Below are 18,534 nucleotides of genomic sequence, written 5' to 3' on the forward strand. Positions count from 1 at the left end.
ACATGAGCCCGTGATGTTCAAAAAGGCTCATCAGGGAGAAATCACCCTTCCCGCCCTTCACCCCGCCCATATCCGTGCAGGTCAGGGGCGAGAGGGCGGGATCGTCCGGGCCGCGGACGTGAGTTGAGGCAAAGAGACCCTTGTCTCACTTGCTCCAATCGGGACATAGCGACCCGAACTACCCCCCGAAATCAGCCCAGATCGAGGCTCTGGCCAGGGAGGATCAGGTCCGGGTCGGTCCCGACCGTCTCCTCGTTGGCGTTGTAGAGCGCCGTCCAGCCGCCGCGCACCTCGTGGGCGTCGGCGATGGCCGAGAGGTTGTCGCCGGTACGGACGGTGTAGCTGCCGTCCGCGCGCGCTCCGCCCTCCGCCGTGGCGGCGTCACGTGTCGCTCCGTCACCCCGGGAGGCGTGGCGGCCCGATTCACGCTCGACGCCCGCTTCGCCGGACACGTCCGCGTCGTCCTCCCGGGCCTTCTCGCCGCGGTGCTTGCCCTTGACCGCGGGAGCGTCGCCCTCCTCGTCCTTCGCACCCTTTCCGGCCGCGGACGGCGCCGCGGGGGTCTCGGAGTCCCCGTCCGGCGTCCGGTCCCGCGAGGGCGCCTCGGACCGGTCCGCCTTCACGGAGGAGGACCCGTCCCGGCCGGCCCCGGACGTCTCGTCCGCCGACGGCTCGGCGGACGCGGGGGCGTCGGAGGCGTCGCGGCTCGCGGCGGCCGGCGCGTCCTTCTCCGGCCCGGCGGCCGGTCCGGAGGTCGCGCCGTCGTCCGACGCGGCGTCGTCACCCTCCGTCAGGCCGGAGATGAGCGCGCAACTGGGCCACGCCTGGGGGCCCTCCTTCGCGAGCACCTTCTCGGCGACCTGGATCTGCTGGGAGCGGCTGGCGAGGTCGGCGCGCGGCGCGTAGGCCGTGCCGCCGAACTTCTGCCACGTCTCGGGGGAGAACTGGAGCCCGCCGTAGTAGCCGTTGCCGAGGTCGGCACTCCACATGCCGCCGCTCTCGCAATCGGCGACCCGGTCCCAGGTCGTGGCTTCGGCAGCGGTCGCGCCGCTCGCGCCGAGCAACGGGATCGCGATGGCGGATCCGGTCACTCCTGCCGCGACGACGAGGGCTGGAGCCTGACGGGGGCGGCGGTGTCTCCCGTTCCCGGAGCGCATGCGGTGGCCTTTCGAGCGACGGCTGAGGTTGACGGAGAACGTAGCGGCACTCGAACGTTTGTTACAAGTCGATGCAGCGCAGATCACGTGAAGGTCTCGAAGTGACGCAGCGTCACCTGGTTTCGGCCGTGAACTCCACGGGCAGAGTGCGCAACCCGCGCATGATGAGCCCGCCGCGCCAGCGCAAATCGTCGGGTTCCCCCGCGAGTCGCACGTCGGGCAGGCGCCGCAGCAGCGTCGCGATGGCCGCCTGCCCTTCGAGCCGCGCGAGCGGTGCGCCGAGGCAGTAGTGGATGCCGTGCCCGTAGCCCAGGTGCGGGTTGTCGCGGCGTGCGAGGTCGAGCGTGTCCGGCTCGCCGAAGCGCTCGGGATCCCGGTCGGCGGCGGCGAGCACGACGAGCACGGGCTCGCCGGCCGCGACGTCCCGGCCTCCCAGGACCAGCGGCTCGGTGGCGTACCGCCAGGTCGCGAGCTCCACGGGCCCGTCGTACCGCAGCAGTTCCTCGACGCCGGTGGCCAGCAGCTCCGTGTCCCCCTCCGCGAGCGCGCGCTGGAGGCGCTCGCGCTGCTCCGGGTTGCGCAGCAGCGCGTACACGCCGTTGCCGATGAGGTTGACCGTCGTCTCGAACCCGGCGAAGAGCAGGATGAAGGCCATCGCCGCCGCCTCGTTCTCGGTGAGGTGCTCGCCGTGGTCGCCCGCCCGGATCAGCCCGGAGATCAGGTCGTCGCCCGGTTCCTCCCGTTTGCGGTGGATGAGTTCCGCGAGGTACGTACGCATCTTCTTGACCGAGCGCGCGACGCCCCCGCGCGGCCCGCCGCCGTGGCGGATCATCATGCCCGCCCAGTCGCGGAAGTCGTCCTGGTCCTCGCGGGGCACGCCCAGCATGTCGCAAATGGCGTAGATCGGCAGCGGGAAGGCGAACTCGTGGATGAGGTCGGCGCTCCCCTTTGTAGCGAAGTTGTCGATGAACCGGTCCGTGAGCTCCTGCACACGCGGCGCGAACTCGGCGACGCGGCGCGGCGTGAACGCCTTCGACACCAGCCGCCGCAGGCGCGTGTGGTCCGGCGGGTCGATGTTCAGCAGATGCGTCATCAGCTCGGCCTTGCGCTCGCCCGGAATGCCCGTCCTGCCCTTGGCGTGCGCGGAGCCGGCGTGGTGCGCCGGGTTCTTGGAGAGCCGCTGGTCGGCGAGCGCCTGCCGCGCGTCGGCGTACCGGGTGACCAGCCAGGCCTCGACCCCGCTGGGCAGGACGGTCCGGTGCACGGGCGAGTGCTCGCGCAGCCAGGCGTACGCCGGGTAGGGGTCGGTGGCGAACTCCCAGGTGAAGAGCTCGGGCGCGGGGCTGGGGGGCGGCTGGTCGGACATGCCACGACAGTATCCGCCGGTGCTCCGGCGGCTGCCCGGGCGTCGGACCCGGCGGCCTACTCTCCGTCCGCCCCCTGCCCTGGGGCGTGGCCCTCCGCCGCGCGGATCGCGTCGCGGTAGGCGCGGGCCGCCGCGCGCAGCGCCGCTTCGGGGTCGATGCCGGACTCCTCGGCCCGTACCGCCATGGCCAGCAGCTCGTAGCCGATGCCCTCGCCCGCCGGCAGGGGGACGTCGAGCCGCGCGTGGCGGGCGCGGGAGGAGAGCTTCGCGGCGAGGGCGAGGCCGGGCTGGCCGAGCGGGACGCCGTCGGTCGCCGATTCGCGCTGCTTCTCGATCGCCTTCGTGCGCAGCCAGTGCTCCTTGACCTCCTCCGGGGTCTCGGCGGTGTCGTCGCCGAAGACGTGCGGGTGGCGGCGGATGAGCTTCTCGACGATCGTGCCGGCGACGTCGTCGATCGAGAACGGCTCGGACCCGTCCTCCGGGCTGCCCTCCTGCGCGATGCGGGCGTGGAAGACGACCTGCAGGAGTACGTCGCCGAGCTCCTCGCGCAGTTCCTCGCGGTCACCGTCCTCGATGGCCTCGACGAGTTCGTACGCCTCCTCGATGCCGTATTTCGCGAGGCCCTTGTGGGTCTGCCGCGAGGACCACGGGCATTCGAGGCGGATGCGGTCCATGACCTGCACGAGGTCCAGGAGGCGGGCGCCGGGCAGGTCGTACGAACCGGGCAGCAGCTCCAGGTCGGGCATCTGGACGCGGCCCGAGCCGGCCAGCCGGGCGAGGCCGTCGGTCAGCGCCTGGTCGCCCTCGCCGGACGGCAGGACGACCACCGTGCGGCCGCCGTCACACGCGTCCACCAGCTCCCGGGCGGTGGGCGCCGCGTGCTCGACGGCGACGCCCGCCTCCCGGAGGTACGGCAGCTGCGGATGCCCCGCGTCCGCGCACAGCACCCGGTCGGCGGCGCGCAGCGTCTGCCAGGCGGGCCACGACAGCAGCCCCGGCGCGACGCGGTGGCTCGCGGTGAGGAGGACGATGCGGCCGGGGGCGGCCGGTGCGGGTGCGGAAGCTTCGCTGGTCACGTGTCGAACGTACCTCGGCGGGGCGGCGCACCGGTGGGCAGGCCCCGGGCCCCGGGGTGCGCCGCCGCGCGGCCCTCCGGCCCTCCAGGTGCGCCCGCCGCGCGCGGTCCTACGCGCCCGTCTCCGGCGCCTGCGGGGACGCCGCCTCCTTCGTGACCTGGGTGATCCACGGGGTCTTGTAGTCGCCCAGCTGCATCTTCTCGTCGTTCCACGTGCCGTAGCGGGGGTTCACGTCGATGTCGAGCGCCTTCGACGCCGCGACGAACGCCTCGTTGACCTTCTGCTGCCCCTCGGGGGTGTTCGTGGCGCCGATCTTCTCCGCGAGCTTGCCGACGAGGACGTCCCTGCGCAGGGCGTCCTCGATCTGGTCCGGGGCGACGCCGCGCTGCTGGAGGTACATCGCCGAGAGCTGCTCCGCGCCGCCGGCCTGCCGGACCGCTTCCTCCCGGGCCCGCTGGACCTCCTTGCGGTTCACACTCACCCCGGCGTCGTCCGCCGCCCGCCGCACGATCCTGTCCACGATCAGGTCGTAGAGCTTGGCGCGGCCGAGCTGGCCCGTCGAGCCGATGAGCTGGGCGGACTGCGGCGAGGTCTGCTGGGCCTCGCGCACGTCCTCGACCTGCGACTGGAGGGCGGCGACCTCGATACGGCCACCGTCCACGACGGCCGCGGCCCCTGGGTGCGCCTCGTTGCCGCACGCGGCGAGGAACGGCGCCGCGACCAGAAGCGCGGTGGAGACGGAGAGCGCGGTGCGACGGCGGCGGTGCAAAGGGTGCCTCCCGGCGGTGATCGTGCGGCATAGCAACGAAAGTGCGACGAACGACCTTGCGGTGATCGATGTTAGGCAGTCGGAGTGGTCCGGGCCACTGATTCGCCCAACGATTCGCGCGTGTTCGTGGATGCGCTGTCCCCGGCGTCCCGGGCGGGGCCGCCGAGCATGATCGTGCGGGAGACGGCGAAGGTGACCGGCACGGCGGCCGCCGCGGCGATCAGCGGGGCGTACGCGCTGCCGAGCCCCAGGACGTCCACGAGCAGGTAGACGCCGCCGGTCGTGACGACGAGGTTCGCCGCGTTGGTGAGCGGGAACAGCAGGAACTTCCGCCAGGTGGGGCGCGTGCCGTACGTGAATCGGCAGGTGAGGAAGAACGAGCCGATCATGCTCACGCCGAAGGCCAGGACGTGCGCGGCGACATAGGGCAGCCAGCGCAGGAGCAGCAGGTAGCAGGCGTAGTACGTGCCCGTGTTCACCACGCCCACCAGGGCGAACCTCAGCAGCTGGCGGCGGATCACCGGCGTACGAGTTCCCGGCCGGGCCGGTGAGCGGAGGCGGCGGGCGCCGCCGGTTCCACGTTCGTCGCCTTCACCAGGAAGTGCGGCCGCCGTTTCACCTCGTAATAGATGCGGCCCACGTATTCGCCCACGACGCCGATCATCAGCATCTGCACGCCGGCGAGTGCGGTCACGGCGACGAGCAGCGTCACGAAGCCGGGGGTTTCCACCCCGTTCACGAGGGCGACGCCGACAATCCATGTCGCATACGCCATGGCGACGGCGACCAGCAGCAGACCGAGATAGAGAGCGGCCCGCAGCGGTTTGTCGTTGAAGGAGACGATGCCGTCGAGTCCGTAGTTGAGAAGTTTCGAGAAGGTCCACTTGGAGCGGCCTTCTTCGCGTACGGCGTTCTCGTACGCGAAAGTGACGGTACTGAATCCAACCCAGGCGAAAAGGCCCTTGGAGAAGCGGTTGTACTCGGTGAGTTCGAGCAGCGCGTCGACGCTGCGGCGCGACAACATGCGGAAGTCGCCGACGCCGTCGACGAGTTCGACGTCGACGAGGCGGTTGATGAGCCGGTAGTAGACACGGGCGGTAAGCGTACGCGTGACCCGGTCGCCCTTCCTGGTGCGGCGGGCGACGACCTGGTCGAAGCCCTGGTCGTGCAGTGCCACCATGCGGTGCACCAGCGCGGGCGGGTGCTGGAGGTCGGCGTCCATGAGGACGACGGCGTCGCCCGAGGCGTGGCGCAGGCCGGCCAGCATCGCCGCCTCCTTGCCGAAGTTGCGACTGAAGGAGACATAGCGCACGCGGGGGTCGGATGCCGCGATTTCCTGGAGTATCGCGAGGGTGCGGTCCTTGCTCCCGTCGTCGACGTAAAGGAGCTCGACGCGGTGGCCGAGGCCGCCGAGTTCTTCCGTCACGTGCTCGTGGAAGCGGCGGACGATCTCCTCTTCGTTGAAACACGGGACGACAATTGAGATGAGCACGGCTCTCCCTCGTCGATCGCACGGATGAGGCACACCACAGCCGCCCGATGTGGCGGAGCCCGGCTTTCCACGTGAAGTGTCGGCCACCAGCAGGTGAATTCCCTCTTGTTTCCGCTTTATTGCCCGACCGCGATGTCGCGGACATCTCTTTTTCCGTCAGACGCTGGCCCATTCGACATCGGGCGCAGTAGAAGGATCAGCATGTCGATTACCGAAGCGGCCAGGGGCCGTGCGGCGGCGCTGGCGGCGATCGTCACGGTCGCCTCGGTGTGCGCCGGTGACGCCGCCGCCCGGTCCTTTCCCTTCGGGCCGCGCACGCGCGCCGTCAATGACCTCGGCAATCAGTTCGTGCCGTACCACGCCCGCCTGTGGGACCTGCTGCACGGGCGCGCGGACGGCGGGGTGCTCGTCAACTGGCAGTCCGGGTACGGCACGAGCTTCCTGCCCGATGCCGGCACGTACCTCAGCAGTCCGTTCGCACCGCTCGTCGGCCTCTTCCCGCGCGACGAGATCGACCTGGCCGTGTACGTGACGACCGTGCTGAAGACGGCCGTCGCGGCGGCTGCCATGACCGTGCTGCTGCTCGCGCTGCGGCGCGCGGGCGGCCAGGGCCCGTGGTGGGCGGCGGGGGCACTCGGGTCGGCGTACGCGCTGTGCGGGTGGGCGGTCGCCGAGGCCGTCTACAACCCGATGTGGATGGACGGCCTGATCGCCTTTCCGCTGCTGTGCCTGGTCGGCGAGTGGGCGCGGACGGGACGCCGCCGTGTGCTGGGTCCCGTCGTCGTCGCGCTGGCGTGGACCGCGAACTTCTACACGGCGTACATGGCGACGCTCGGGGCCGGTCTCGTCCTGCTGCTGCGGCTGCTCACCGACGACGCGGCGCCGGTACGGGAGAGGCTGCGCGCACTGGCGCGGGCGGCCGGCGCCACGGTGCTCGGCATCGGGCTCGCGGCGCCCCTGCTGGCCGTCGTCTTCCTGGGGTCGCGGCACGCCTACCCGGGCTGGACGCGGGAGTTCGCGCCGTCGGACTGGACGGACGTGTTCGCCCGGACGCTTCCGGCGACGTACAGCTTCTTCACGCCGGCGGGTTTCCTCGGCGCCGGTGGGCTGGTGCTCGCCGGCACGCTGCTCTTCCACCGGGCGGCGCCCCGGCGCGCGCGGTGGGCGTGGACGCTGCTCGTTGCCGCTGTGGCGGTGTCGGCGCAGTGGGGGCCCACGCACCTCGTGTGGCACGTCTTCGCCACGCCGAACGGCAGCCCGTACCGGCAGACGTTCGTGCTCGCCGGGATCGTGGTGACAGCGGCCTGGATCTCGCTCTCGTACGGCTGGCCGGGGCGGCGGGCCCTGCTCGGCGCAGCGGCCGCGGTCGCGCTCCTGGCCGCGGGCGCGGCCGCGAGCCCTCTGGTCACGTCGTGGACGTACCCGCTCACGGCGGCCGGGGTGGCGGCGACGGTGGGAGCGGTGCTGCTGGCACGGCGTGCGGAGCACGCGGGCCGTCCTGCGCCCTCGGGCCGGGGGCCGGACGGTCCGGCGCGTGCGGGCCGGGGGCCGGGGCGGAGCTCGGGGGCGGAAGGCGGTGGGACCGAAAGCGGCGGGGCGGAAAGCGGCGCGCGGGCCCTCATGGGTGCCTCCGCCGAGCCCCGCGCCACCGCCCCCCGGCGGCGGCGCGCGGCGGTCGTGGTCTCGGCCGTTCTCCTGGCCGGCGCGTCGGCCGCGCAGGCCGCCGTCACCACCGCGTACGCCGACCGGCAGCGGCTGGCGCAACTCGACGACTACGCGTCGTGGGGCAGCCGGCAGCAGGCCCAGGCGGACGCCGTGGCCGGCGCCGACGGCTGGCCCGCCCACCGGACCGAGCCCGGCCGGGAGCAGACCACCGCCAACGACCCCTTGATGGTGGGCGGTCAGGGGGCGGCGTACTACAGCAGCCACACCCCCGAGGTCCTCACCCGCACCCTCGCCGCGCTCGGCGCCGGGTGGACGTCCAGCGGGCGCGCCGTCCAGAGCCTCGACAACCCGGTGACCGACGCCCTGTTCGCCGTCGGCGCGCGCGTGCACATGCCGCGCGACCCGCATCAGCGCTGGTCACGGCCCGACGACCGCAAGGTGACGGTGACCCGCGCCGCGGTGCCCCGGCTGGTCACCGTGCGCCCGCCCGGCCCCGGGCCGCGTTTCGACGCCTCCCCCTTCCGCAACCAGGAGAAGCTCCTCGGCGCCCGCGTCTACACCCTCCCGCCCACCGCCGTGCGCGGCGACGGCGACGGCGCCACGCTGACCGCCGCCTGCCCCGCCGACGGCGAGGTGTTCCTCTGGGCCCCGGGATTCTCCGGTACGGCGCGGCTCGCCGGCGCCCGCGCCGGTACGGAGGCGACGCTGCGCGGCGCCGTGCCCGCGCGGCGGGCCGCGATGCAGCCGCTCGGCGCCGTACCGCGCGACGGCCGGGTCGCGATCGTGCTGCGGGGCTCGGGGGCCGACAGCCTGCCGCGCCGGAGCGTCGGCTGCCTGGACCGCGAGCGGCTGGCCGCCGCCGTGGACGGTCTGCGGGCGGGCGGCGCGACCGGGGTGCGCGTCACCGGCAGCGGCGTACGGGCCGAGCTGCCGCCCGGCTCCCGGGGCACGGCGGTCTTCGCCATGCCGCGCATCGCCGGCTGGAGCTGCCGCACGGACGGCGCCGGGGAGCGGCCCGCCGACGCGTACCGGCCCGCCGACTCGTACCTCGGCCTGGTCGCCGTCCCTCTGGACGGTCGCGCCTCGGCGGTGGCCTGCGAGTTCAGCCCGCCCGGGCTGCGCGTCGGCGGGGCCGTGGGCGGGCTGTCGCTCCTTGTGCTCGTCGCGGTGGCCGCCGCGCCCCGCGCGGCGGCCAGGCGCCGCAGGAGGCACACGAAGACTCCACCCCGCGGCCACCGGACCATGACCCGCGCCGCATGAGGCACGGCGAAGCACTGGACGAGCACCTGGCGGACGGCGGCTCACGACGGCGGGCCGGGGGCGAGCGCTGCGGGACGCCGCCGGCCGGGACCCGACGCACGGACCGGCTCAGACCTCCCGCATCCGCTGGGTGCGGTCCAGCGCGCGGCGCACCTCGCCCGGCAGCTGGTGGTACGGGCCGTAGGCGAGCTCGGCGTCGTACAGCAGGGCCTGCAACTGGGCGTGCGCGGCGGCGTGGTCGCCCATCGCGAGCAGCAGGTTCGCGATGCGCTGGCGGATGTCGAAGGCGCGGGCGGTGGCGTCGGTGGGCGCCGTGCCGCCCGCGTACTGGTTCTCGTAGTACGGCAGCAGGCCCCGGTACTCGGCGAGCGCGGCGGCCGGTTCGCCCAGCTGCTCCAGGCACTGCGCCGCGTCGTACCTGAACTGGAGGGCCTGCGGGTCGGCCAGACCCGCCTCGGCGGCGCGGTCGTCGGCGAGGCGGCGGAGCTCGGGCAGGGCGCGGCGGTACTGCCCGTCGTCCAGGAGCGTCGCCGCGTACTGCTTGCGCAGGATGCGGACGACCGGGGAGCGCTCACCGTGTTGGGCGGCGGCCGCCGGGAGGATCCCGCCGAGGATGTCGACGGCCTGCGTGATGCGCCCCTCGCCGAGGAGCTGCTTGACCTCGTCCACCGCGCCCGCGACGTCCGGCTGCGCCTGCGCGGGGGTGGGCTGGGCGACGGGCGGGGCGGTGGCGCGGTCGGGCCAGGGGGCGTGCGGGCGCAGGAAGGGGCGCGTGGGGTCGAGCGGTCCGGACGGAGCGCCGCCGTGCGCGGGCAGCAGCGGGACCAGTGCCTCATAGACCTCCTGGGCGGAGGACGGGCGGTGCTGCGGGTCCTTGGCGAGCAGCCGCAGGACGAGCGCTTCGAGGGGCGCGGGAACGTCCTGGCGGAGCTGGCGGACAGGCAGCGGCGGCTCGTACAGGTGGCGGTGCAGGACGCCCAGGACGGTGGAGCCGGCGAAGGGGACGTTGCCGCTGAGCAGTTCGTGCAGCAGGACGCCGAGTGCGTACAGGTCGGTGTACGGGCCGACCGCGCCGCCCATCGCCTGCTCGGGCGCCATGTAGGCGGGGCTGCCGATGGGCGAGCCGGTGTGGGTGAGGCGGGTGGTGTCGGTGTCGAGGACGGAGGCGACGCCGAGGTCGAGGACGGTGACGGTGCCCTCGGGCTTGACCATGACGTTGCGCGGCTTGAGGTCGCGGTGGACGATCGGCACGGCGTGCACGGCGGACAGCACCGCGCACAGCTGCGCGGCGACCGAGACGGCCCACGGCCAGGGGTACGGGTCGTGCTCGGCCAGGTGGTCCGCCAGGTCGGCGCCCTTGACGTACTGCATGACCAGGTACAGGTCGTCGTCGTCGCTGCCCGCGTCGTGGACGGTGACGAGCCCCGGGTGGTCGACCTGGGCGGTGACGCGGCACTCGCGCACGAAGCGGCGGCGCATCTCCTCGGCGGCGGTGGCGGCGGCCATCCGGTCGGGGCGCAGCAGCTTCACGGCGACGCGGCGGTCCAGGCGCTGGTCGTACGCCGTCCAGACCTGGCCCATGCCGCCCTGGCCGATGACGGTGGACAGCTCGTAGCGCCCCGCGATGATCCGTCCGTTCACCGGTCCCGGTCACCCCGCTGGTCCCGGCGCAGGAGGTCGCTCAGCTCGTCGAGCTCGGCCCGCACCTGGTCCATGCGCTGGGGGTTCTGCGGCGCCTGAGGCTGCGGCTGCTGTTCCTGCGGGCGCGGGGGGTGCTGGTGCGGATGCTGCTGGTGCTGCGGATGCGGCTGCTGCTGGGGCGCCGGGCCGGGATCGGCGACCGGGGTGTTCGCGTACGGGTTCGGATAGCCGTACTGCGGCGGAGGGGTCTGCCCGTACAGCGGCTGCTGCGGCTGGGGCTGCTGCGGCTGCGGCTGCGGGGCGTACGGGCTGTACGGGACGCGCGGGCCGGTGACGGAGTGCGGCACGCCGGTGCTCTGGAGGCGCGCGTGGTGCCGGATGTCGAAGACGAGGAAGTACCCGGCGGTCACGGCCCCGAGGAGCAGGACGCACGACAGGGCTATGTCGGTCCTGACGTCGCCCTCGGGCAGTGCGCCGACGACGGCGAACGCCGTGATCGCCAGCGGCATGCTCCCCCACGCGGCCACCCAGTCGTACCAGCGGCCGCGCAGGATCGCGATGCGGAACAGCGGCACGCACGACAGGATGCCGCAGCTGAAGACGGCGCAGAGGGGGAACAGCACACGCATGGTGATGACGACGCCGTCCGTGCGGACCGGCGGCGTGGTGCCGGAGCCGTGCATGGCTGCTCCTGAAGAACTGATGAGACGTACGGGGGACGGACACGCGCCACGGCGAGCACCCGATCAAGCGCTTTGAGCGTATACACCGACACCGACAACGGCCCATGGGTTGTACGGATCGGTTGTGGCACGGCTCACTCCCGCGCGGCTCCTTCCTCACTCCCGTCCCCGTCGGGTCGTACCGTCCCGTCCGTCAGGCCGTCGTACAGCCCTTGTACGAGCCGTTCGCCGAGGCGCGCGGCCCGTCGCAGGGCGTCCTCGAACTCGGCCAGCGTGCGGAAGCGTTCACCGTAGCGCCGCTGGTCGGCGAGCGGCAGGCGGGGCAGTTGGAGGCGGCGCACGTCGAGGCGGGTCGACGTCGAGGCGTAGCTGCTGGCCTGGCGGTTGTTCGCGGTGCCGCGCAGGAAGCCGGCCAGGAACCACGGGTCGAGGGCCGCCGGATCGGGGCGCAGGAGCTGGAGGCTGCGGCCGAGGGCGGCTCCGGCGGTGGCGTCGTCCACGACGCGGGCGACCGAGCCCCCGCCGAGCACGGGCACCACCACGTCGCCCGCCTCGACGCGCACGGGGTCCTCCGCCGCGCCCTCGGGAAGGGCGCCCGAGGGGGCGGCTCCGGTGAGCACGTCCTGTTCGGTGAGGACCGGTTCCCCGGAACCGGCTCCCGCGCCGCCCGCGCGCAGCACGAGTGCGCCCGCCCGGGCGAGTTCGCCGACGGTGGTGGTGGGCCAGCGCGGCGGCTGGGCGGCCTCCCCCGCCGGGGGTGTGAGCGCGGTGGTCTGCCGCAGCGTCTCGGCCAGCCGTTCCCGTACGGCCGCGAGTTCGGCGGCGCCGCCACCCGCGGCCGGGGGCGGCAGGTGGCGGGCGGGGGCGAGGTCGACGTCGTCGTCGAGCAGTTCGAGGACGGACACCGAGCGGCTGACGCCCGGGCGTTCCGTGACGGCGCCGTCCCGGTCGAAGGTCTGCCAGGTGTCGAGGACGGCGCCGTGCAGGGCCTGCCAGTCGAGCTTGTCGCGGCCCGCGGCGGAGAGGGCGGCGGTGTCGACGAGCAGCAGTTCGTGGGAGGGGCGGCCCCCGGGCGCGGGCTTGCGCAGGACCCACAGGTGCAGCGGGATGCCGTACGGGGGCGCGGCGCCCGCCGGGAGGGAGACGACGGCGCGCAGGGCGCCCCGGCGCAGCAGGTCGGCGCGGATGCGGCGGCCGGAGCGGCGGGAGGCGGCGGCGGGCGGCATCAGGAGGACGGCGGTGCCGCCCTCGCGCAGCCGGGCCAGCGCGTGCTGCACCCAGGCCAGTTCGGACTCCGTACGGGCCGGGAAGCCGTACTCCCAGCGGGCGTCGTACGCCAGCTCCTCGTGGCCCCAGTTGCGTTCGTTGAACGGCGGGTGGCAGAGCACGGCGTCGGCGGTGAGGTGCGGGAAGGCGTCGGCGCGCAGGGAGTCGGCGGCGGCCACGCGGACATCGGTGGCGCCGTTCTCGGTCTGCAGGGCGAGGCGCAGGGCCGCGAGGGCGGCCAGGTCGGGGTCGGTCTCCTGCCCGTGCAGGGCGCGCCCTTCCCGGTCGCCGGACGGCGGCCCGGCGGCGTCGGGCCGCGCGTCGGCGGACGCGGCGCCGCCGCCCTGTGCGGCGGCGCGCAGCAGGGTTCCGGTGCCGCAGGCCGGGTCGAGGACGGTACGGGGGCTGCCCGCGAGGGCGGCCATCAGGGCGGCGGGTCCGGGCGGCGTGAGTGTGTACTGGCGCGGGTTGGCGTCGAGGTGGCGGCCGAGCAGGAACTCGTACGTCTGGCGGGCGCCGAGCTCGGCGGCGAGCTCGGCGGTGGCGCGCAGCAGGGGCACGGAGGCGGCGAGCTCGGGTGCGCCGGGGGTGTGAACGGCCCGGTCCGGCCCGAAGCGGGGGCCGAGGACCTGTTCCAGGGCGGGCGGCAGGAGGGACGCCAGCTTCTCGTCGGAGACGGCGGAGAGCTGGAGCCACGCGGTGGGCCGGTCGCGTACGAGCAGGAGGACGCAGCCGGCCTGGATCAGGGCCGGAACAGCTCCTTCCGGATGGCCCGCGAGCTGCTGCCAGACCCGCTCGCGCAGGGGCACTTCGGAGATTTTCCCCTGGTCGCGCAGCCACTGCTCGACGTCGGCGAGGGCGAACGAGGGGCTCGTCTCGGTGCCGCCGACGGGTTTGGGGAAGTCGGGGTGGCGGCGGCGCCAGTTGCTCACGGCGGCGCGGCCCACCCCGGCGAGCCGGGCGATTCCGGCGGCGGTCACCTCTGCTGCGTTGTCCGACACCGGCCGGCTCCCCTCGTACCCCTGCACCTGCTTGTGCACCGAGCATACCCGCGCGCGAAAGAGCAGCCGCTTCACGACGTGAATTCAAGTTCTTGCGTGAACCGTGTTGACTCGGTTCACAAGCTCTGCTGTGATTGACCCATCGCAGCAGAACGGGGCGGCAAGGCAGTCCCGCACACACCTTGTCCGGAGGACATCCATGTCTCAGTACACGCAGCAGCCTCAGTTCCCGCAGGCTCCGGTGCCGGCCGCGCAGGCCCGCAACGGCCTGGGCACCGCCGCCCTGATCCTCGGCATCATCGGCGCGCTGTCGGGTCTGATCCCGTTCTTCTTCTGGCTCGCCGGCATCCTCGGCATCATCGCCCTGGTCATGGGCCTGGCCGGCCGGGGCCGCGCCAAGCGCGGCGGGGCCACCAACAAGGGCGTCGCCCTGGCGGGCGCCATCCTGGGCCTGGTCTCGCTCGTCATGTCCGTGGTCGGCGCGGTGATCCTCTTCAAGGCCGTGGACGACGCGGTGGACGACATCAACAAGGCGACCAGCAGTTCGTCGGCCGCCAAGGAGTCGGGCGGCAGTTCCTCGAAGGGTGACGCCAAGAACAAGGACAAGAAGAGCAAGGGCAAGGGCGGCGACAGCACCGACTCCCAGACGCTGGCGGCCGGCGACTCCGCCGTCTACGACGACAAGCTGACCGTCACGATGTCCGCCCCGGAGCCCTACACCCCCGGCGAGTACGCGATCGGGCACACCAAGGGCAACAAGGCCTACAAGGTCACCGTCGTCCTCGACAACGCCGGCACCAAGAAGTTCGACGCCGCGCTCGTCACCGCCGAGGCCCGCGCCGGCGCCGAGGGCGTGAAGGCCGAGCAGATCTTCGACGAGAAGGTCGGCGAGCTGTTCACCGGCACGCTCGCACCGGGCAAGAAGGCCACCGTGGTGTACGCCTTCGACACCCCGGCCGACGCCGAGAACCTCGTCGTCGAGATCTCCCCCGACTTCTCCCACGACGCCTCGCAGTGGGACCTCAAGCTCTGATCGCCTGAAGCCCCGCCGCAACGGCGACACCGCAGACCGTCCGGCCCACTCGCGCACCCCCCGCGAGTGGGCCGGACTCATGCACGCGGCCACACGTTCACACCGTCACACGCGGTCCGGCGTGCGGACGGTCACGCGGTCCGGCGTGCAGGCGGTCCGGCGTGCAGGCGGTCGGGCGGTCAGGCGGTCAGGCGTGCACACGGTCACGGGTTCAGGCATGCGTGCGGTCACGGGTTCACACGTTCACGCGGCCGCCGAGCCTCACCGGCCGAAGCGGGCCGGGGCCTCGGTCGGGCCGCCGGCCGCGGGCAGCCGCTCGTCCGGGCACCGCGCCAGCACGCGCTTCATGGCGTCCCGTTCGGCGCCGGTGACCCACAGCTCGTACTTCTTCTTCACGGCCACCTGACGGGCCACGTACACACAGCGGTACGCCTTGTTGGCCGGCAGCCAGGTCGCCGTGTCGCCGTCGCTCTTGCGGCGGTTGGCGGAGGAGTCGACGGCGAGCAGGTTCAGCGGGTCGTTGGCGAACGCGACCCGCTTGCGGCGCTGCCACTTCTGGGCGCCCTTCTGCCAGGCGTCGGACAGCGCGACGAGGTGGTCGATGTCGACCCTGCTGCGTCCGCGCACGAACTCCACGCGCCGCCCGGTGTACGGGTCCTCGGTGAGCGTCCCGCCGGCGACCTTGCAGTCGGCTCCGCCGCCGCTCATGATCCGTACGTCGGCGAGGTCCCGCTTCAGTATGTCGTCGCGCGTCCCGCACCCGTTGTCGTCGGTGTCGGCCCAGGCGCTGCCGAACGCCTCGCGCTCGTAACCGGTCCTCGGGGCGCGCCCCTTGACGGTGAGCGTCCCGGCGGCGGCGAGGGCCGAGCCGGCCGCGCCCGGCTCCCGTCCGCCGCCGCTTCCCTCCACCGCCTCGGGCGTGCAGCCGGTGACGGCGAGAGCGGCGGACAGCGCGGCCGCGGGGAGCGCTGTCCTGAGCGCCCGTGCGGGCGTCGGGGTACGTATCCAGGCGGTCCGTCGGGGCGCGTCGGTATGCATGCCCCCCAGCGTCCCACGGGGCGTACTAGACCTTGCCGATGCCCAGCGTGTTCTCGGCCGGCAGCAACCCCGAACCCAGCACCGTCAGCCACAGCGGCCCCAGCAACTCCGCGAGCCGCGCGACTCCTCGCGCTCCCAGCACCCGCCAGGGCGCGGCGGCCAGCTCGTCGGTGACCCGCTCGGCCTCGGCGCGCAGCGCGCGTCCCGCGCCGGTGGCGACGCCGTCCGCGTCCAACAGGCCGCGCGTGAGGAGCCGTTCCCGGGCGGCGGCCCACTCCTCGTCGCTCCAGCCCCGGCTGCGGAACGTCCCGGCGGACGCCGCTCCGACGCCCGCGAAGCTCACGAGGGCCTCGACCGGGTCGAGCCCGGCGGTGAGCAGCGCCGCGAGGTGCCCGTCGCCGCGGTGCTCGCGCAGGACCGTCGCGGCCTGCCACAGTACGAGGTGCGGGGCGTCGGGCCAGGGCAGCGCGGCGTTGGCGGCCGCGAGCGGCCGGCCCGCGGTCCGGGCCGCCTCGGCGGCCCGCCGGGCGAGGGCCGCGGCCTCGGCGACCTCGGGCCCGTCGACGCGCTCCCCGAAGAGGGCGCGGTAGGCCCCGTCCACCCCCCGCAGCCGCGCGGCCAGGACGTCCGCCGGGTCCGCGACGCCCCACGCGGCGGGTACGTACGCGCCGACCGTGCGCGGACTGAAGCTGTAGAAGGCCGCCGTCACGACCTCCGCGCTCACGGCCCCCAGCGGCGCGGCGCGCCAGGCGAAATAGCCCGGCCAGCGGACGTCCGTCGCGTACCCGAGCTTCTCCGCCTCCGCGAAGACCTCGGGGGCGTAGTAGACGACGGCGTGCAGCGGCTCCAGCAGATGCCACATCTGCCGCACGCGCCCCAGTTCCACGACTTCCCCGCCCATGGCTTCCCCTCCGAACGCACCGGCCCATCCGGACACGCGCCCACACCGACACGAGCCCATCCGGACCCGCACCCATCTTGACACCGACAGGATTGCCCGGCGACGGTCAACTTGTCAATGCCTAGATTCCGCGTAGTCTGCTGCTCATGACCAGCCGCGACACCTACCACCACGGCGACCTGCGACAGGCCGTCCTCACCGCAGCGCTCGACGTCATCCGCACGGACGGCCCGGCCGCCCTGTCCCTGCGCGACCTCGCCCGCCGCGCCGGGGTCTCCCACGCCGCGCCCGCCCACCACTTCAAGGACCGGGCGGGCCTGCTGACCGCGATCGCCGCGGAAGGGCACGACCTGCTGGCGGCGGCGCTGTCCGACGCGAAGGACCTGCGCGACGCGGGTGTGCGGTACGTCCGCTTCGCGCTCGCCCACCCGGCGCACTTCCAGGTCATGTTCCAGCCGGACCTGCTGCGCCCCGACGACCCGGAGCTGCTGGCCGCGAAGGCCCGTTCGTACGACCGGCTGCGCGCCGGCGTCGCCGGCCTGCCCGCGGACCGGGCCGGGGACCCCGAACTCACGTCGATCGCCGCCTGGTCGGTGGCCCACGGCTTCGCCACCCTGCTGCTCACGCACAACCTGGACGGCACCCCCGCAGGCGACGGACCGGAGGACGTCTTCGGCGCCCTGGCGACCCTGCTGTTCGCCGCCCCGGCGGCCCCCGGGGAATAGCAGCGGCCCCCGCATCCTTGATCACCCCGTACGCACGTGATCGATACAGGAACTCGGGATCCAGCAGGGGGCGGAACACATGAGCACCGTAACTTCCTTACGCCGTACGGGAATCGCACTGCTGTCGGCGGCGGCGCTGGCGGCGCTGCCCGTGGCCGGCGCGCAGGGCCCGGCCGCCGCCGCCGAGCGGCACAGCGCGAAGTGGCAGGGCGGCTGGGCGACGTCGCCGCAGGCGCCGACCGCGCCGTTCGCGCCGAACTGGTCGCAGCAGGGCTTCGACAACCACACGGTCCGGCAGGTGGTGCGGGTCACCACCGGCGGCACGAAGGCCCGTATCGAGCTGTCCAACCGCTACGGGAGCACTCCGCTGCGCATCACCGGAGCGACCGTGGCCCGCACGGCCGGGGGCGCGGCCGTGAAGCCGGGTTCGGTCCGGCACCTGTCGTTCGGCAAGGGGCGCTCGGTGACGATCCCCGCAGGCGCCACGGCGACCAGTGACGGCGTGCCGTTCAAGGTCAGGGCCCTGGAGTCGCTGACCGTCACGCTGTATCTGGCGGGGCCGACCGGACCGGCCACCTTCCACCACTTCTCCGCCGCCACCAGCTACCGGGCCGACGGTGACCACAGGTCGGACCACGGCGGTGCGGCGTTCGACGAGAGCAACGACTCCTGGTACTACCTCACCGGCGTCGAGGTCACCGGCGGCAAGCCGGCCGGGCGCCGCGACGGGGTCGTGACCTTCGGCGACTCCATCACCGACGGCGTCGGCTCCTCGCCGAACACGAACAACCGCTACCCCGACGAGCTCGCCGAGCGCTTCGCCGCCGCCGGGAAGCCCCGCGGCGTCCTCAACCACGGCATCGGCGGCAACCAGGTCACCAACGACACGACCTGGGCCGGCGAGAAGGGCATCGCCCGCTTCAAGGAGGACGTGCTCAGCGAGCCCGGTGTCGGCACCGTCATCGTGCTGGAGGGCATCAACGACATCGGGGGCAGCGGCCCCACGTTTCCCGGCGGCCCCACCCCGGAGGTCTCCGCCGAGCGGCTCATCGACGGCCACCGCTCGCTGATCCGCCAGGCGCACGCCAAGGGCGTCAAGGTGGTCGGCGCCACCCTGACGCCGATCAAGGGGTCGTTCTACGACGACGAGGCGGGCGTCAACGAGGCCAAGCGCCGGGCGGTCAACGACTGGATCCGCACCTCGGGCGAGTACGACGCGGTGGCCGACTTCGACCGTGCCGTGGCCGGCCCCGACGGCGGCATCCGTCCGGCGTACGACTCGGGCGACAAGCTGCACCCGAGTGACGCCGGGTACCGCGCCATGGCCGACGCGCTGGACCTCGGCGCCCTCTGACGGCCGCGGGGGGGGGGGGGGGGGGGGGGGGGGGGGGGGGGGGGGGGGGGGGGGGGGGGGGGGGGGGGGGGGGGGGGGGGGGGGGGGGGGGGGGGGGGGGGGTACGT

The 18,534-nt window shown here is 73.8% G+C and carries 15 protein-coding genes; 4 read left to right on the top strand and 11 right to left on the bottom strand.

Annotated elements, in window-relative coordinates; genetic code table 11:
- Positions 1-191: 191 nt before the first annotated feature.
- From AC07FK_RS20190 to AC07FK_RS20215, 6 genes are all read right to left on the bottom strand, one after another.
- Complete coding sequence (locus AC07FK_RS20190) at positions 192-1,157, bottom strand: transglycosylase family protein (protein ID WP_479106274.1); 966 nt, start codon at positions 1,155-1,157, stop codon at positions 192-194.
- Between the two features lie 112 nt (positions 1,158-1,269).
- On the bottom strand, positions 1,270-2,523 hold the full coding sequence (locus AC07FK_RS20195) for a cytochrome P450 family protein (RefSeq protein ID WP_479106275.1): 1,254 nt from the start codon (positions 2,521-2,523) through the stop codon (positions 1,270-1,272).
- A gap of 56 nt (positions 2,524-2,579) precedes the next feature.
- Positions 2,580-3,599, bottom strand: a complete 1,020-nt coding sequence (locus tag AC07FK_RS20200; RefSeq protein ID WP_479106276.1) for a nucleoside triphosphate pyrophosphohydrolase — start codon at positions 3,597-3,599, stop codon at positions 2,580-2,582.
- Positions 3,600-3,708: 109 nt separating this feature from the next.
- Positions 3,709-4,368 (bottom strand): SurA N-terminal domain-containing protein, encoded by a 660-nt coding sequence (locus AC07FK_RS20205; RefSeq protein ID WP_479106277.1) that lies wholly within the window; start codon positions 4,366-4,368, stop codon positions 3,709-3,711.
- Positions 4,369-4,439: 71 nt separating this feature from the next.
- Positions 4,440-4,889 carry a GtrA family protein gene (locus tag AC07FK_RS20210; RefSeq protein WP_479106278.1) on the bottom strand — a complete coding sequence of 150 codons (450 nt, stop codon included), beginning with the start codon at positions 4,887-4,889 and terminating at the stop codon, positions 4,440-4,442.
- Entirely contained in the window at positions 4,886-5,860 is a 975-nt protein-coding gene (locus AC07FK_RS20215; protein WP_479106279.1) for a glycosyltransferase family 2 protein, read from the bottom strand. The genes AC07FK_RS20210 and AC07FK_RS20215 overlap by 4 nt, the downstream gene beginning before the upstream one ends.
- A 201-nt stretch (positions 5,861-6,061) precedes the next feature.
- On the opposite strand from AC07FK_RS20215, the gene AC07FK_RS20220 reads away from it, so the two are divergent.
- Positions 6,062-8,785: a YfhO family protein gene (locus AC07FK_RS20220; protein ID WP_479106280.1), complete on the top strand. Its 2,724-nt coding sequence runs from the start codon at positions 6,062-6,064 to the stop codon at positions 8,783-8,785.
- Between the two features lie 108 nt (positions 8,786-8,893).
- On the opposite strand, the gene AC07FK_RS20225 is transcribed toward AC07FK_RS20220, so the two are convergent.
- The 3 genes from AC07FK_RS20225 to AC07FK_RS20235 form a co-directional block, all read right to left on the bottom strand.
- Positions 8,894-10,426 (bottom strand): serine/threonine-protein kinase, encoded by a 1,533-nt coding sequence (locus AC07FK_RS20225; protein WP_479106281.1) that lies wholly within the window; start codon positions 10,424-10,426, stop codon positions 8,894-8,896.
- Positions 10,423-11,109: a hypothetical protein gene (locus tag AC07FK_RS20230; protein WP_479106282.1), complete on the bottom strand. Its 687-nt coding sequence runs from the start codon at positions 11,107-11,109 to the stop codon at positions 10,423-10,425. Before AC07FK_RS20230 ends, AC07FK_RS20225 begins: the two co-directional genes overlap by 4 nt.
- A 134-nt stretch (positions 11,110-11,243) precedes the next feature.
- Positions 11,244-13,376: an N-6 DNA methylase gene (locus AC07FK_RS20235; protein ID WP_479106283.1), complete on the bottom strand. Its 2,133-nt coding sequence runs from the start codon at positions 13,374-13,376 to the stop codon at positions 11,244-11,246.
- 199 nt (positions 13,377-13,575) lie between these two features.
- Here AC07FK_RS20235 and AC07FK_RS20240 point away from each other — a divergent pair, with 199 nt between their 5' ends.
- A complete protein-coding gene (locus AC07FK_RS20240; protein WP_479106284.1) occupies positions 13,576-14,409 on the top strand; it encodes a DUF4190 domain-containing protein in 834 nt (277 codons plus the stop codon).
- A 261-nt stretch (positions 14,410-14,670) separates the two neighbouring features.
- On the opposite strand, the gene AC07FK_RS20245 is transcribed toward AC07FK_RS20240, so the two are convergent.
- Together AC07FK_RS20245 and AC07FK_RS20250 are read right to left on the bottom strand one after the other, a co-directional pair.
- Positions 14,671-15,447 carry an HNH endonuclease family protein gene (locus AC07FK_RS20245; RefSeq protein ID WP_479106285.1) on the bottom strand — a complete coding sequence of 259 codons (777 nt, stop codon included), beginning with the start codon at positions 15,445-15,447 and terminating at the stop codon, positions 14,671-14,673.
- A 25-nt stretch (positions 15,448-15,472) separates the two neighbouring features.
- Positions 15,473-16,348, bottom strand: coding sequence for an SCO6745 family protein (locus tag AC07FK_RS20250; protein WP_479106286.1), 876 nt, complete (start codon positions 16,346-16,348; stop codon positions 15,473-15,475).
- Between the two features lie 146 nt (positions 16,349-16,494).
- Between AC07FK_RS20250 and AC07FK_RS20255 the strand changes: the two genes are divergently transcribed.
- Complete coding sequence (locus AC07FK_RS20255; RefSeq protein WP_479106287.1) at positions 16,495-17,073, top strand: TetR/AcrR family transcriptional regulator; 579 nt, start codon at positions 16,495-16,497, stop codon at positions 17,071-17,073.
- A 79-nt stretch (positions 17,074-17,152) separates the two neighbouring features.
- Positions 17,153-18,427, top strand: a complete 1,275-nt coding sequence (locus tag AC07FK_RS20260; RefSeq protein ID WP_479106288.1) for an SGNH/GDSL hydrolase family protein — start codon at positions 17,153-17,155, stop codon at positions 18,425-18,427.
- Positions 18,428-18,534: the final 107 nt, after the last annotated feature.

It is taken from the genome of Streptomyces sp. NPDC046122, assembly GCF_056429965.1.

Bases quoted from the DNA above. Each gene is read 5' to 3' on its own strand.
- AC07FK_RS20255 (WP_479106287.1), top strand. From the start codon at position 16,495: ATGACCAGCCGCGACACCTACCACCACGGCGACCTGCGACAGGCCGTC.
- AC07FK_RS20245 (WP_479106285.1), bottom strand. From the start codon at position 15,447: ATGCATACCGACGCGCCCCGACGGACCGCCTGGATACGTACCCCGACG.
- AC07FK_RS20230 (WP_479106282.1), bottom strand. From the start codon at position 11,109: ATGCACGGCTCCGGCACCACGCCGCCGGTCCGCACGGACGGCGTCGTC.
- AC07FK_RS20195 (WP_479106275.1), bottom strand. From the start codon at position 2,523: ATGTCCGACCAGCCGCCCCCCAGCCCCGCGCCCGAGCTCTTCACCTGG.
- AC07FK_RS20260 (WP_479106288.1), top strand. From the start codon at position 17,153: ATGAGCACCGTAACTTCCTTACGCCGTACGGGAATCGCACTGCTGTCG.
- AC07FK_RS20190 (WP_479106274.1), bottom strand. From the start codon at position 1,157: ATGCGCTCCGGGAACGGGAGACACCGCCGCCCCCGTCAGGCTCCAGCC.
- AC07FK_RS20250 (WP_479106286.1), bottom strand. From the start codon at position 16,348: ATGGGCGGGGAAGTCGTGGAACTGGGGCGCGTGCGGCAGATGTGGCAT.
- AC07FK_RS20240 (WP_479106284.1), top strand. From the start codon at position 13,576: ATGTCTCAGTACACGCAGCAGCCTCAGTTCCCGCAGGCTCCGGTGCCG.
- AC07FK_RS20220 (WP_479106280.1), top strand. From the start codon at position 6,062: ATGTCGATTACCGAAGCGGCCAGGGGCCGTGCGGCGGCGCTGGCGGCG.